Source organism: Marinomonas phaeophyticola (assembly GCF_026966905.1).
Taxonomy (GTDB): Bacteria; Pseudomonadota; Gammaproteobacteria; order Pseudomonadales; family Marinomonadaceae; genus Marinomonas; species Marinomonas phaeophyticola.
In genome coordinates this window covers 194615-209168 of sequence record NZ_JAPUBN010000013.1, presented here as the reverse complement: position 1 = coordinate 209168, position 14554 = coordinate 194615, and the positions used below count along the sequence as shown (strand labels likewise).

13 protein-coding genes are annotated in these 14554 nt (G+C 40.2%); 3 read left to right on the top strand and 10 right to left on the bottom strand.

The annotated features are described in order from the left end of the window. Positions 1–48 precede the first annotated feature (48 nt). A complete protein-coding gene (astB, locus tag O1D97_RS07120) occupies positions 49–1398 on the top strand; it encodes an N-succinylarginine dihydrolase (RefSeq protein ID WP_269124208.1) in 1350 nt (449 codons plus the stop codon). Positions 1399–1493: 95 nt separating this feature from the next. Here the strand turns inward: astB and O1D97_RS07115 are convergent, their stop codons facing one another. From O1D97_RS07115 to O1D97_RS07075, 9 genes are all read right to left on the bottom strand, one after another. Further along, positions 1494–1826: a DUF1904 family protein gene (locus tag O1D97_RS07115; protein ID WP_269124206.1), complete on the bottom strand. Its 333-nt coding sequence runs from the start codon at positions 1824–1826 to the stop codon at positions 1494–1496. 73 nt (positions 1827–1899) lie between these two features. Next, positions 1900–2520: a LysE family translocator gene (locus O1D97_RS07110; protein ID WP_269124204.1), complete on the bottom strand. Its 621-nt coding sequence runs from the start codon at positions 2518–2520 to the stop codon at positions 1900–1902. A gap of 131 nt (positions 2521–2651) precedes the next feature. Continuing rightward, positions 2652–3344, bottom strand: a complete 693-nt coding sequence (locus O1D97_RS07105; protein WP_269124203.1) for an aspartate/glutamate racemase family protein — start codon at positions 3342–3344, stop codon at positions 2652–2654. Between the two features lie 448 nt (positions 3345–3792). Beyond that, positions 3793–4926 (bottom strand): TRAP transporter large permease, encoded by a 1134-nt coding sequence (locus O1D97_RS07100; RefSeq protein WP_269124201.1) that lies wholly within the window; start codon positions 4924–4926, stop codon positions 3793–3795. Further along, positions 4919–5428, bottom strand: coding sequence for a TRAP transporter small permease (locus tag O1D97_RS07095; RefSeq protein ID WP_269124199.1), 510 nt, complete (start codon positions 5426–5428; stop codon positions 4919–4921). The genes O1D97_RS07100 and O1D97_RS07095 overlap by 8 nt, the downstream gene beginning before the upstream one ends. Before the next feature lie 48 nt (positions 5429–5476). After that, entirely contained in the window at positions 5477–6505 is a 1029-nt protein-coding gene (locus tag O1D97_RS07090) for a TRAP transporter substrate-binding protein (RefSeq protein ID WP_269124197.1), read from the bottom strand. A 59-nt stretch (positions 6506–6564) separates the two neighbouring features. Beyond that, positions 6565–8103: a sulfatase family protein gene (locus O1D97_RS07085; RefSeq protein WP_269124195.1), complete on the bottom strand. Its 1539-nt coding sequence runs from the start codon at positions 8101–8103 to the stop codon at positions 6565–6567. A gap of 3 nt (positions 8104–8106) precedes the next feature. Continuing rightward, on the bottom strand, positions 8107–8865 hold the full coding sequence (locus tag O1D97_RS07080; RefSeq protein WP_269124193.1) for a helix-turn-helix domain-containing protein: 759 nt from the start codon (positions 8863–8865) through the stop codon (positions 8107–8109). 312 nt (positions 8866–9177) lie between these two features. Further along, the gene (locus tag O1D97_RS07075; protein ID WP_269124191.1) at positions 9178–9522 is read right to left on the bottom strand and encodes a hypothetical protein; all 345 of its coding nucleotides are present in this window, start codon (positions 9520–9522) and stop codon (positions 9178–9180) included. Positions 9523–9626: 104 nt separating this feature from the next. On the opposite strand from O1D97_RS07075, the gene O1D97_RS07070 reads away from it, so the two are divergent. Together O1D97_RS07070 and O1D97_RS07065 are read left to right on the top strand one after the other, a co-directional pair. After that, positions 9627–12971, top strand: a complete 3345-nt coding sequence (locus tag O1D97_RS07070) for an MHYT domain-containing protein (protein ID WP_269124189.1) — start codon at positions 9627–9629, stop codon at positions 12969–12971. Beyond that, on the top strand, positions 12964–13983 hold the full coding sequence (locus O1D97_RS07065) for a response regulator (RefSeq protein WP_269124187.1): 1020 nt from the start codon (positions 12964–12966) through the stop codon (positions 13981–13983). Before O1D97_RS07070 ends, O1D97_RS07065 begins: the two co-directional genes overlap by 8 nt. A 23-nt stretch (positions 13984–14006) precedes the next feature. On the opposite strand, the gene O1D97_RS07060 is transcribed toward O1D97_RS07065, so the two are convergent. Continuing rightward, entirely contained in the window at positions 14007–14531 is a 525-nt protein-coding gene (locus O1D97_RS07060) for a hypothetical protein (protein WP_269124185.1), read from the bottom strand. Positions 14532–14554: the final 23 nt, after the last annotated feature.

The following is a 14554-nucleotide window of genomic DNA, read 5'->3' as shown; positions in this document are numbered from 1 at the left end:
ACAAGGTAAAAACCGTTCAGTTGCCCTTTATCGATTTCAGAGGTTCTAATGAATAAGGCAAATGAAGCAAATTTTGATGGCTTAGTTGGCCCAACACACAATTACAGCGGTTTGTCATTCGGCAACGTCGCCTCATTGAATAATGTGGATCAGCCATCTAATCCAAAAGAAGCGGCAAAGCAAGGTCTGACCAAAATGAAAGCCTTGGCCGATATGGGATTTATCCAAGGGGTGCTTGCACCTCATGAACGTCCTCATATTCCTAGTTTGCGTCGTTTAGGATTTTCTGGTTCGGACGCTCAAGTACTACAACAAGCATCCAAGCATGCACCTAAAATTTTAGCTGCAGCCAGTTCCGCTTCTTGTATGTGGACAGCCAATGCGGCGACGGTTTCTCCAAGTGCTGACACTCACGACGGTCGGGTTCACTTTACTCCCGCAAACCTAGTGAATAAGTTTCACCGTTCCATTGAACACGAAACAACAGGGGCAATTTTAGCGGCAACATTTAATAACGCAGAACATTTTGCTCATCACCAAGCCTTACCAAGTGTTGATCACTTTGGTGACGAAGGTGCTGCAAACCATACTCGTTTCAGTGCAGAATACGGCCAACAAGGTATTGAGTTTTTTGTTTATGGTATGGCAGCTTTTGATTCGTCCGTACCTAAACCAAGCCGTTTTCCAGCAAGACACACTTTAGAAGCCTCTCAAGCGGTTGCCCGTATGCATGGATTAACGGATGAGAAAGTGGTTTATGCGCAACAGAATCCAGCCGTAATTGATGCTGGTGTTTTCCATAATGACGTAATCGCTGTTGGTAATCGTAATGCTCATTTCTATCATCAAGAAGCCTTCCTTGATACAGAAAAAATGCAAAAAGACATTATGACCGCATGGGGTGACAACCCAGAAACGTTCCACTTTATTGAAGTGCCAAGTCAATTAGTGTCTGTGGAAGAGTGTGTAAAATCCTACCTATTCAATAGTCAGTTATTAAGCCGTAACGCCAATGATATGACAATCGTCGTGCCTGGTGAATGTCAAAATATTCCTGCGGTATGGGAATACTTGAATAGCCTAGTTGCAGGTCAAGGCCCTATTAATCAAGTCAAAGTGTATGACTTAAAACAAAGCATGAGCAACGGTGGTGGCCCTGCATGCTTACGTTTAAGAGTTGTCCTAACGGAAGCTGAACACGCAGCGGTCAACCCTCATTGCTTAATGAATGATGCTTTATACGCTACACTAAATCAATGGGTAGATAAGCACTATAGAGATCGTTTAATAGAAAAAGATTTAGCTGATCCTCAACTATTAATGGAAAGCCGTACCGCACTGGATGAACTGACAAAAATCATGCAGCTTGGCAGTGTATACGACTTCCAAAAAGGCTAATAAGATTTACAAAACGAAAGATCTAAAAAAAACGGCTAACCAAAAATGGAAAGCCGTTTTTTTATCTAATGACGGGCGTTTCTGACCACTGCATTTCAAAAGTGTTCGCCATTCTCAAAATAATCCCCACCTTTAGTATCATGAAACATCACTGTGATATCTTGCCCCGTTAAAATTAAAGGCCGCACCAGGTCATCAATACAGGCGGCTACCTGAGCTTTTACATCATTACCACGGTTAAACCAGATAACTTCAAAAAAAGGATACGCTGGGGAAGCGCCTCCCGCTAGAATATAGCTTACCGCCTGGTATTCCAATGTAAAATGCGAGTTCGGCGTATCGGTAATTACGGCTAATGACTCCACTAATTCTTCTGCGATGGACTCTAACGCTTCAAAAGACAACCCTCTCACACGCACATGCGGCATAACTTTACCCTCTAAAATAGGTGCCTACGGCCTTTCCCTTTGCACAGCGACACTGAACATAATAATTAAATGATTAGCGAGTTAAAATCACTTTTAAACCTAAACCAATCATAGCCGCGCCCATCACTCGGTCAACCCAGTGAGACACCGACTTAAAGCGACGATATACTGGTGGGGAAGAAAGTAAAAGCACCACAACAGAAAACCAACTCATTTGAATTACCATCATCCAAACAGCGTAAATCGACAACTCAAATAAAGAAATATCCGGTGATAACACCACAGTAAAAAGTGACACAAAATAAATAGGCGCTTTTGGGTTAAGGGCGTTACATAAAAAACCAATACCTATATTCTTCATATTAGAATGTTTCTTCACATTCTTATTTTCTAAGTTTCCCTGAGTAGCTGTTGAACGAATCCCCTTCCAGCCCAAGTACAATAAGTAACTACCACCCAGAATTTTTATAATCCATAACGCCGTCACAGAATTAGCAATCACCGCCGCTAATCCAAGTCCAGAATATAGAATGTGAATAGATAGCCCTAGAGTGATGCCTAAGCTCACCAAAAGCCCTGCCTTTTTCCCATTCACGAGTGTCTGCTGGGACGCTAAGAGAAAATCCGGCCCAGGAGACATAGCCGCCAGCAAATGTATGGTCGTAATGATTAATAAGCCTTGCAGAATATCCATACGGTTTCCTTTTGTAATCGTCCAATTCGGAGGGCGTTTTGTATATTAAAGACAAAAATTATTTTCTAAAATAGTAACGTGAGCACCTTACTCATACAAGCGGATATATAACAGTCTGGTCACTTCATTTATTACTCTAGAGCCATGTCTACCGCATCGTTAGCATGTATAGCTGTAGTATCGTAAAGCGGAATGGTCGTGTGCTGAGGCTGTACCAATAACGCAATTTCTGTGCAACCTAAAATAATCGCTTCAGCACCTTGAGCATACAAACTTTGAATGACATTTAAATACTGTTCACGGGAAGTGTCTTTTATCTCACCTAAGCACAGTTCTTGATAAATAATCTCATGTATTAAGTCTCTTTGAGTTTGGTCCGGCACCAGTACATCAATACCATGATCTTGTTGCATTCTGTCCTTATAAAAGGCGTCTTCCATCGTAAAACGCGTACCCAACAAACCAACTTTAGTAATGCCATCTTGCTTTAATTGCTTCGCTGTAGCGTCAACAATGTGTACAACAGGAATGGTGATGGACGCTTGCACCTCTGCAAACACCTTATGCATGGTATTAGTACAAATAAGAAGATAATCTGCTCCCGCCGATTCTAAGCGACCTGCCGCATCCATTAAAATAGCCGCGGCCTCCTGCCACTTATGAGTACGTTGCAACACTTCGATTTCAGCAAAATCAACGCTGTAGAGACAGATTCTAGCGGAATGTAAGCCACCTAATCTCGACCTTACCCCTTGATTCATTAAACGATAATAACTCGCCGTTGACTCCCAACTCATACCACCAATCAGGCCTATTGTTTTCATTCTTATCTCCTATTACTAAACAGACAATGCGATAAAGTGTTAGTAACAGTATAGGCAGGAGCAATCGGAAATATAGTGACACATAGCAAAATAAAAAACGGACAGAAGGCCATTATCTAAGGCGCATCCATCCGAATAAAAACAATCGTATACTCCGGTCTTTATGGTTTATCACAGCGTTTATGTATCTGATGGTTTCAGGTTCACATCAAGCAATCATGTCCTTTTCATTGCCTTCTGTTACTGCTGGAAAACCCTACACCGACCGATATCCGTTTTTTATTCACCTCACTTAAGAGTAGCGATCATAGAAACACTTCTGATATTTGGGGAATAAAAGCAATCAATAACGCCGCCACCAGCATACCGCCAAGGGTAGGTAAAGCACCGACAAAGACTTGCTGGACCGAGGTTTTACTGATTTGATTTGCTATAAATAAATTGCCACCTAAGGGGGAGTCACAAACCCTAGACCTAAGCACACAATCAAAATAATACCAAAATGATACTGACTGATGCCGTATTGACTCAACATGGGGTACAGCAGAGGCGTTAAGACAATAATCGACGCTAAGGTGTCCATAAAACACCCTACAAACAGCAACAAGAGAATGACCATTAATATGGTGATGACCTTACCATCCATAAAACCGGACATAGACGCTGTAATCAATTCAGGTACTTGTTGTGACGATAATAATTTCCCTAAAACAACCGCAAAAGGAATCAAAAACATCGCCACTACGGACATAATAGCGGACTGAGAAAAAATGCTCGCAACGTTATGCAGTTTAATTTCTCTATGGACAAACACACCTATAATAAAGGCATAGAGAGAAGCAACCGCCGCCGATTCAGTAGGGGTAAATGCTCCTGAGTAAATGCCCCCTAAAATAATCACTGGCGTCAGAATCGCCCATTTAGCATCGAATATGGCTTTACAACGACTTTTCCAGGTACCAGCCTCTCGACTGCCGCCCCAATTGTTCTTCTTTGATACCCAATAAGCGGGAATGGCAATACCAAGGGCAAGTAAAAAACCTGGCAATAAACCACTCAAAAACATAGAAGAGACAGAGGTTCCTGGCTGAGCCAGAGCATAGATAATCATAGGGTTTGAAGGCGGTACCAATATAGCGATGACACCAGAGCACGCCGTTAATCCCGCGGCAAACCCCTTATTGTAACCTTGTTTGATCATCGCAGGGATGGTTATCGTACCAATAGCGGCAACAGTGGCTGGAGCCGAACCAGAGAGACCACCAAACAGTAAAGAGGCAAAAATAGTAACGATCGCTAGACCACCGGGTAAATGACCGACAAATTCATCAGCCATATCCAATATTCGCTGAGCTACACCACCGGTAGCCATCAATGTTCCTGCTAAAATAAACATTGGAATCGCTAATAATGGAAAGCTATCTAAAGATTGATAGGCGTCTAAAGCTAATTCAATCGTATCAAACCCCATTGAGTAAAAAGCAACGAACAAGGTCGAACCTAAAGCAATGGCAACAGGCACCTGAAAAGCGATAAACAGGAAAAACGAGCACACTATCAATGTAATTTCTAAACTAGACATTCAATGGCTCCTGAGGAGTGGCAACATTTCTATTTTTTAACAAAACATAGATACGTTGCAAAAGACGGAAAACAGTCAGTACAAACACCCCAGGCAGGGTCCCAAGAAGTAGCCAATAAGGAAGACCTAGCCCCTCAGTAACGGATCCTAGCATATGATGAAATTCGGCCGCTCGATAAGACGCCAAAGCAAATAAAATACTGAATACAATAAAGATAAGGTGAGAAATAAGTTCTATATACACTCGTCTAGAGCGCCACTTTTCCGATGTCGGTATAAGATCAATGACAACATGCTTGTTTAACTTTACGGCCCAAGGCACGCCAAGAAAGATCAACATAATCATTAAGGTACGAGCAATTTCATCCGTGTATGCAGAAGGGGAATTAAGAAAGTAACGATTAAATACTTCAATATTCAAAGATATAGCAATATAGCCAATCATGATGCTACACAAGAATTCCTCGAAGTATTTATCCATTATTTTGATTAGCTTTAGCATATTAAATTCAACTTTAAAAAGGGGCAGGAAAGATCCTGCCCTATGTTTTTAGATATTATCCAATGTGCTTTTTAATGTTTCGAAAAAGTGTGTTTCATCGCTATTAAAGCCTTTGGTTGCAATCTTGGTAGCAGGCCCTTGAATAATAGCAGCGAACTCAGCTTGCTCTTCTTCTGACGGCGTTATAACACCAACACCTTGGGATTTGAATTTAGACAATGCTGTTGTTAACTCAGAACGGAAAACATGAGCGTTCTCTAGAACCGCTTCATCTGCGGCTTTTTGAACCTTTTCTTGCAGATCGGCAGGCATTTTATTCCATGCTCTCGCATTCACTGTCATAAAGGAACCATGAGGTTGGAAGTTTAATAGATTAATATTACCTGCTACCTCATGAAGACCAAAAGCAACCGCTGTAATTGGCGGAATAGCCAACCCATCAACAGTGCCCGTTTGCAGCGCCGTGTATACTTCGGAAATGCCCAGCGTTGTTGCACCTGATCCTAACTCAGTGATCATATTACGCTCCACCTCACTTGGAGTAACACGAATTTTTAACCCTTGCATATCAGCAGGAGTACGAACTTCTTTCTCCGTCGTTAATATACCTCGGAACTCAAATGGCATAACGTAAAGTAAGCGAAGGTTTTTCTTTGCCATCAAGGATTGCAACTCATCTACCGCCGCACCGCCAAGGGACCCATTGGGATAGAAAAGTTTAGTACTCGTTTCAACACTGTTAATAATATAAGGGACATCAAATGCTTTAAATGCATGAACGACAGACCCTAGATTAGCGCCCGATGATTGAGCCCCCTGCACGGTTGAGCCTAGCTGAGCCTTTTGCAGTAATTGTGTATCGTTACCAAGGGCTCCGCCAAAGCTCGCATTAATATTAACTTGTTCATTTGTATACTCGCTCACCAAACCTTGAAAGCTCGATAGCGTTTTCCCCCAGGGAGAGTTTACAGGAGTCGTGGTGGCGATAGTGAAATCGTAATCAGCGGAAAATGTCATTGCAGAAGATCCAATTAATAAACCCGTTGTTAATACTTTAACTAATTGTGTACGTTTCATATTACTGTCCTTTTATTTTTTTAATAGACGTTTTAAGTGAGGCTTACATCCCCATAGAATTACAATAGAGCTAGAATCTCGTTGGTATTGTGTTTTGGTATGTCACCAATTTGCAGCATTTTCGTTTCAAGAGTAAGTGTTAACTCACGTACAATTTCTTTGTATTTCGGATCGTTATAACAATTAAATAACTCCAGTGGATCTTCATCACAATCGAATAACTCCCACTCTTTTTCTTCGCCTCCAGGTTGCGTTCCAGGAAGGTCACACCCTTCGTTATACCAATAAATCAGTTTGTAACGTTTATTACGAATGCCATAATGTGCGTACGCATTGTGATGCTCATCGCTGTGCATCCAATAGCGATGGTAGGCTACGTCTTGCCAATCATCTGGAGTCTTCTCTTCTAATAAAGGGCGTACACTCGTCCCCTGCATATAATTTGGCACAGGTAGATTGGCGTAATCTAAAAAGGTCGGTGCAAAGTCGACATTCGAAATAATGTCATCACAGATCGTATTTGGAGTGATGCCGTCTGGATATCGAATAAGGAAAGGCATTTGAAAAGACTCTTCATACATAAAGCGCTTATCAAACCAGCCATGCTCTCCTAAAAAGAACCCTTGGTCAGAGGTATAAATCACAATGGTATTATCGGCCTGACCCGTTTCATCCAGATAATCCAGTAATTTACCGACACTCTCATCTACGGACGCAATCGTACGAACATAGCGCTTAATGTAGCGTTGGTATTTAAAATGCGCGATGTCTTCATGACTTTCAAAGGTGAATACTTCACCCGTGTCTTTATCAATTAATTTAAAGTCAGCTAAATTTTCTGGAGTCGGTATTTTACGATCTTTTGAGTGAGCAACAGCAATTTCACCAACTGAGGTTCCTCCTTCAGGCTGTACAAGCCCTAGGTCAAAATAAGTAATGTCTCCATCAACTCGCATTTTTGCCGCTTTTGCCGCTTTGGCTCGGTTTTTATAATCATCAGAAAAGGTTTCAGGAACTTTAATGTCTTCTGTATAGCTATTACGATATTTAGGATGTGGCTCCCAAGAGCGATGCGGCGCTTTATGATGACACATTAAAAAGAAGGGTTTATCTGAGTCGGTTTCTTTAAGCCAATCAAGCGATTTTTCTGTAATCACCTCTGTCGCATAACCAGGGACTTGAATATGCTCTCCCATTTCGATCATTTCTGGATCAAAATACTCACCTTGTCCCGGGAGTACAGACCAAAAATCAAAACCGGATGGCTCATGATCTGCGCCTTCACCTAAATGCCACTTACCAATCATCGCCGTTTGATAACCGCCTGTTTGCAAATGTTTCGCGACATTAGGAATGTGCTTATTAATTTTACTCTCTAAGGTCATCACTCCATTTACATGATTGTAAGTACCGCAAAGAATGCTTGCACGGCTAGGGGTACAGATGGAGTTTGTTACGTAACAATGGTTGAAACGCATTCCTTCTGAACCGATTCGGTCAATATTAGGCGTCTGATTTATTCCATACCCATAGCTGCTTATTGCCTTAGAGGCATGATCGTCGGCCATGATAAAGAGGATATTGGGCTGTTTTTTCATTTCTTATCTACTCGCTATGTAGGAAAGCGGTAAGCTGTTGAACCGCTTGGTTGAGAATTTTTTATTTTTATCAATATGAGATTTGATGTCTTGTTTTGAGATGGCTGCTTCAGCAATGCACAATAAATGTACAAAATTGCCATTTTTATCAAAAATAGCTTTGGAAAAGCGCCTGATACCTCGTGCATTACCTTCAAGGTCATAAATAACATCTGTGATAGGAGTGCTTTGAAGCTGTTCTTTTAAAGCACTTTTGGAAATATTGGTGCGACTAAGCCCTGATGAAAAAAAGGAATCCACATCAAATTGCTTACACACATGATCCCATCCCATAGCGGATAAGCTTAAGCGAGAGGGAGAATCCAATTCATACAATGGACGCCTAAAACCCGCATGGGCCTTAAGTCGAAAAGCCACATTCAGAGATTCTTTTTTTGATAGCCAATAAAGCTGATTATTTTCAATAAATATGGCTTCACAGGATTGTTCTGATTTTTCAGCGACATCTTCAAGGACTTGCTCTAATATACTCAAGTACCCTTCTGATAAGTTCATCTTCTTATGCAATGAGAAATTACGAATAAAAGACTTATCTTTTGCTCGATATAAATAACCTTCTTTCTCTAAAGTATTAACAATTCGAGAAGCCGTTGCCATCGGTATACCACTCTTTCTGGATATACTCGCCAGAGTTTCTGATTTATCACTCATAGCAAAAAGCTCAATTATTTTTATTATTTTTCTTACTGGTTCTGATGTCATAACGATCTCCTGAGCTAAGATCTTAGGAAAGATAACACCTTCAGTAAATTCAAATATAGGACTTAGTATTCCATATTTGATAATATCTACTTAACCCACTGATGAATATCAATATATTTTATTCACGAAGATCAATAAAAATAAAAAAGAAGCGTCTTAAATCAACTTATTGGGCCTAGGAGGATATTGAGGGTGGGGGATTTGGCGGTAGAAAATTTAATTGTAGAAGTAGGCTCACCTGCTATTGATAGCAGGATGTAATCTTAAGGTCAGGATGATTAATTAAAGAACGGATGAATGAGAGGTCTGACCCTAATGCCATTCACCTTGCTCTTCTACCTTTATTTGATCTTTTTCTTTTACTAAAAAAAGGCCTGACTCGTATACAAAATATTCAAACGTTTCATACATAAAATGGTAGCCTAGGAAGCGGCATGGAGTAATACCATCTTTACAAAGTGAATGCATACTTTCTCCCATCAGAAAAAGAGTATGACCAGACCGCTTGGAAACACCGTAGTAACGCACTTTATTACACGTTACCTCACCTTCATCACAAAAGCGTTCAATTTGTATTCTATAGGAAGGCGTTTCCAGCCTATCTGCTATAACATCACTTGATAGCCACATCCCCGCAAGTAATACTATTTTTTTCATACTAAATTCCTTAAAACACTATCAAACGTAAACATTCACTCAAGCTTTGTTTATAATCGTCGATTATATGTCTAGATATAATAAACGGTAACAATAGGATCATAATGATAGATAGCGTCAGTGCACTCTTTGCAATCCCACAAAATGCCAACCAATTTGTATACGGCACACTTGATCCTTTTATGGTCATTATCTCAATTATTATCTCAATTTTCGCCTCTTTTGTTGGCTTCAACGTAGCGCATCTTGCAGAACGCAGTAAATCTTCAAAACGACGCCATTTTTTATTATTTTCTGGAAGTCTTGCACTAGGTATTGGCGTCTGGTCTATGCATTTTATTGGCATGCTTGCGTTTCAACTTGGCACCCATGTCCACTATGATCCTTTCATAACCATTCTCTCCTTCTTACCTGCAATGCTGTCCTCATGGATCACTCTTAATATTTTAATGGAAAGTAGAATTCGTTTTCACACCCTGTTAATTGGTGGTATTTTGGTTGGCTCTGGCATTGGATCTATGCATTATATTGGTATGGCCGCCATGGAAATGATGATGACTCTTCATTATGACCTGACTGTTTTCTGTATTTCTGTCCTAGTTGCCGTTATTTTAGCCATGCTGTCTTTATGGATTCGCTTTGGATTAGAGCAATTTAGTCATCACAGTTTCACTCCCACTCATTCGATGATCATTGCCAGTATTGTGATGGGCGTCGCTATTTCAGGTATGCATTACATAGGTATGTATGCTGCTCGCTTTACCATTCCAGCTGAAATGGAACTAATACCACCAGATCACAATGTCTCTTTATTCTTAGGGTTAGGGATTGCCGTTATTACATCCGTCATTATTGGCTTTGTTAGCATGATGAACATGATGTTTCGCTATCAAGATATTTCTCAAGCGGCTAAAGCGAGTGAAAGCTATTTAAAAGCCATTACCAACACGTCAATTGATGGCGTTATGACAGTTAACGCTAACGGCATTATTTTAAATACCAATCAAGTAATGAGCTCTTTATTTGGTTGGTCCAAAGACGAGTTTTTAACAAAAAACATTCATCACATCCTGCCTGACTACTTTATTAAGAACGAAGACGACTCTCTGCTCACCCCTTTAACTCAAGAGACTCGTTTTACTCTCAGTAAAGAACAAGACGTAGTGGCAGTTCATAAGAATGGTGAACGCATCGATATACGTTTAGTGATTAGTCATGTGGTCATTCACGATGAAGACACATACGTAGCATTCTTATCTAATATTAGTGAACGCACAAAAATGCAGTCAGAGCTGCAAGAAAATGAAGAAAAGTTCCGATCCCTGGTCAGTAATATTCCCGGTATCGTATTTCGCTGTAAAAACACTCGTAATAATCAAATGATTTTTATCAGTGATGCTGTTGAAAAAGTCACTGGCTATGCCGTTGATGAATTTTTATCCTCTAAGTTCCGGCATAAGTTTATTGATTTATTACACCCTGATGATGCCGATTGCTTTCTGAAAAAAATCCGCAAAAATGAAACAAGCTATTATGCAGAATATCGTATTATCACCAAAGATGGTGATACTCGATGGCTACTTGAGCATGGTAGAAAAGCCGAAAAAGACACGTCTAATGATATCTATATCGATGGTTTTATCATGGACATTTCGGAACGAAAACTCATGGAGCAAGAACTTCGTTTTTCCAAAGAACAAGCAGAACAAGCGGCAGCATCCCGTGCCGCTTTTCTAGCAAACATGAGCCATGAAATTCGTACACCCATGAATGCTATTATTGGGTTTAGTGACTTTTTACTTGAAGATGAAGTGAGTGTAGCCAAGCAGAATGAATATCTACAAACCATCAATAAATCCGCTAAATCTCTATTGCATTTACTGAATGATGTCTTGGACAGCGCCAAACTTGATAAAGGTAAAATGGAGCTAGAGTGGAAAACCTTTTCCCTTATTGAAGAGATAGACACTGTTATTTCTACTTTATGGCTACAGGCTCACAATAAAGGCTTAAAACTTGAACTCATAGTGGACAAGAACTTAGCCCCCTTTTACTGGGGAGCACCAGATCGCATCAGGCAAATATTAACCAATATTATCGGCAATGCGATTAAGTTTACTGATAAAGGCGAAGTTCTATTAAGTGTACATGTTCATACTTCTGAAGAAGAAATTATTTTTACTATTCGAGATTCGGGAATAGGAATGACGGAAGAGCAAGTTAACCGCATCTTTGACGCTTTCACTCAAGCTGACGCCTCTATGAATCGCAAGTTTGGTGGTACCGGTTTAGGGACAACGATAAGTAAACAGTTAGTCGAACTTATGGGAGGAACAATCGAAGTAGAAAGTGAATTAAACATAGGCACAGAATTTACTATTCGCATTCCTCTCAAAGTATCCGAAAAAACGGTTTCTTTAGATAAAAAATTCACAATTCAGCTACCAACGCTAAAAATACTCGTGGTCGATGATATACAACAAAACATAGATCTCCTTCGTATATTGTTAGAGCGTGATGGTCATTCCGTGATTACCGCATCAAACGGCGAAGAAGCCTTAGTTCAAATGCAACAATCTCACCCTAATATCGTCCTTATGGATATACAAATGCCTATTATGGATGGTCTTACAACCGCGAAAACAAGACGCCAAATAGAAATCAACGATGACCTCGAATATATTCCAATTATTGCCCTTACCGCCGGTGTGTTAGCAAAAGATAAAGCTGAAGCAAATGCTGCAGGTATGGATGGTTTCAGCCATAAACCTATCGATTTCACACTATTAAAATATGAAATAGCCGATGTTTTAGGCATAAGCTATGTCAAAGAAGAGACATCTGACATCAGTCAAAACAACTATAATGAGTCTGTCAATGAAGAGAAAGGGGTTGCTCTTTGGGGAAGCCAGGAACGTTATTACGCAGAACTAACTGGGTTTATCAAAAACCAATCAAGTACTATTCTTTCTTTAAAAGACTACGTTTCAGAAAAGAGTCCTGACTGGCCTCATGTGATGCATACCGCCCATACGTTTAAAGGTGTTTCAGGTAACCTAGCGTTACCCTCTTTAATGTATTCATTTTCAAAGCTGGAAATGCTTTGTAAAATACAAGAGTTCGACGCCTTAGAAGAAACTTACAAGCAAATAGTAGATCAATTAAAACAGCTAACGATCAAAACAAATTTATATAATAAGCAAGTGCAGGCAATAGAAACTCAAGCGGTTGTTAATCAAGAAAATAATGAGGAGTTTATCCAAACGGTCAAAATGCTATTAGAATTAATTGCCCATAATGAGTATGATGATCAATTATTAAACAAATTAGCTAACTCTGCCCCACCAAACCAAACGACCAATGTAAGTATGATAATAAATGCTCTTAATGACTTTGAATTTGGGGCGGCAGCACACAAACTCCAAGAAATAAAAGAGCATTATGTTTAACTCATCACTCTCATCTTCATCACATATTCCTGATGACACGCCCAAAATACTCATTGTGGATGATGAGCCAATCAATCTGCGTGTTCTAAGGCATATTTTAAACGATCAATACCGTTTGTTTTTTGCAAAAAATGGGATTGAAGCGTTGCGCGTTGTTGAGCTTGAAAAGCCTAATTTAATTTTATTAGACGTTATGATGCCTGAGATGACGGGCTATGATGTCTGTACTCACTTAAAACAATCCGTCAAAACAAAACACATCCCGATTATTTTTGTATCTGCACTTAATGAAGAGTCAGATGAAGAAAAAGGCTTTGAACTCGGTGCCGTTGATTACATAACTAAACCCGTTGCTCCTGCCCTAGTAAAAGCGCGTGTTAAAACACACTTATCGTTAGTTCAAGCCGATGAATTAAAGCGTACTCGTTTACAGGTGATTCAACGATTAGGAAAAGCCTCAGAATATAAAGATAACGAGACCGGACAGCACGTTATTCGCATGAGTCTCTATGCAAAGGAACTGGCACTACAATATGGTTTATCCGAATTTCAAGCAGATAAAATACACAATGCCGCACCAATGCATGATATTGGTAAGATTGGTATACCCGACCATATCTTACTCAAGCCAGGCAAACTCACCGAAGAAGAGTTTGCGGTGATGAAGCAACACCCAAAAATTGGTGAAGAAATTCTTGGAGAATCAGATTCTGGGTTAATTGCTTTAGCGAAATCTATTGCCATTAGCCACCATGAAAAATGGGATGGCACAGGCTACCCCTACGGTTTAGCTAAAGAAGATATTCCTCTTGAAGGTCGCATTGTTGCTATCGCCGACGTATTTGACGCATTAACAACGGTACGTCCTTATAAACGAGCATGGACCGTTGAGGAAGCGACCGACTATATCTACTCCCAAAGCGGAAAGCATTTTGACCCTAACTTAGTAACGTGTTTATCTGATGTGCTAGACAAGTTTATTAACATCATGCAGGAATGGGCTGAGGATTAGTCGAAATAACCTAGACTCTCGTTTCAAGCTAGGGTGTTATGTGACAACCTGACAATACCTGATGCGGCGGTCATATCACCGACAATCCATATTTGTTCAAAAGGATGGTTATCAGGTACATCAATATAATGCTGCAAAGCAACAATTTGATCCGATGTCCATGCTGGATGGGCATTTCGAATCACTAACCAAACGCGCTCACTTTGGTAGCGTTTTTTTGCTTTGTTATTCAAGATACGATTAAGGGCACTTAATAATCGGTCATCCGCAGGGATACGTTCCAATTCCTTTAAGGATTCTCGGGTATTATCCGTTAGCTCTCTTCCCAATATCATCATAGCTTCCGCTTCGCTACCATATAAATGCGCGATTTCTAAATCTAAACGATGACCTTCAAACTCACAAGATACATCCGGACGAATAGGCCTATTATGCCAAATGTGGCGAATTTCCTTCCCGGTATCATGCTCATAGCAACGCATAAATAACTTTGCGGCTTCGTGTTCTAAGCGAACTTTCTCCTCTTCACTGCCGGATAATATCACCATGGGATGTCCTCTTTATGATAAAG

Coding starts and splice junctions, on each gene's coding strand:
- astB (WP_269124208.1), top strand. CDS start 49: ATGAATAAGGCAAATGAAGCAAATTTTGATGGCTTAGTTGGCCCAACA.
- O1D97_RS07115 (WP_269124206.1), bottom strand. CDS start 1,826: ATGCCGCATGTGCGTGTGAGAGGGTTGTCTTTTGAAGCGTTAGAGTCC.
- O1D97_RS07110 (WP_269124204.1), bottom strand. CDS start 2,520: ATGGATATTCTGCAAGGCTTATTAATCATTACGACCATACATTTGCTG.
- O1D97_RS07105 (WP_269124203.1), bottom strand. CDS start 3,344: ATGAAAACAATAGGCCTGATTGGTGGTATGAGTTGGGAGTCAACGGCG.
- O1D97_RS07100 (WP_269124201.1), bottom strand. CDS start 4,926: ATGTCTAGTTTAGAAATTACATTGATAGTGTGCTCGTTTTTCCTGTTT.
- O1D97_RS07095 (WP_269124199.1), bottom strand. CDS start 5,428: ATGCTAAAGCTAATCAAAATAATGGATAAATACTTCGAGGAATTCTTG.
- O1D97_RS07090 (WP_269124197.1), bottom strand. CDS start 6,505: ATGAAACGTACACAATTAGTTAAAGTATTAACAACGGGTTTATTAATT.
- O1D97_RS07085 (WP_269124195.1), bottom strand. CDS start 8,103: ATGAAAAAACAGCCCAATATCCTCTTTATCATGGCCGACGATCATGCC.
- O1D97_RS07080 (WP_269124193.1), bottom strand. CDS start 8,865: ATGACATCAGAACCAGTAAGAAAAATAATAAAAATAATTGAGCTTTTT.
- O1D97_RS07075 (WP_269124191.1), bottom strand. CDS start 9,522: ATGAAAAAAATAGTATTACTTGCGGGGATGTGGCTATCAAGTGATGTT.
- O1D97_RS07070 (WP_269124189.1), top strand. CDS start 9,627: ATGATAGATAGCGTCAGTGCACTCTTTGCAATCCCACAAAATGCCAAC.
- O1D97_RS07065 (WP_269124187.1), top strand. CDS start 12,964: ATGTTTAACTCATCACTCTCATCTTCATCACATATTCCTGATGACACG.
- O1D97_RS07060 (WP_269124185.1), bottom strand. CDS start 14,531: ATGGTGATATTATCCGGCAGTGAAGAGGAGAAAGTTCGCTTAGAACAC.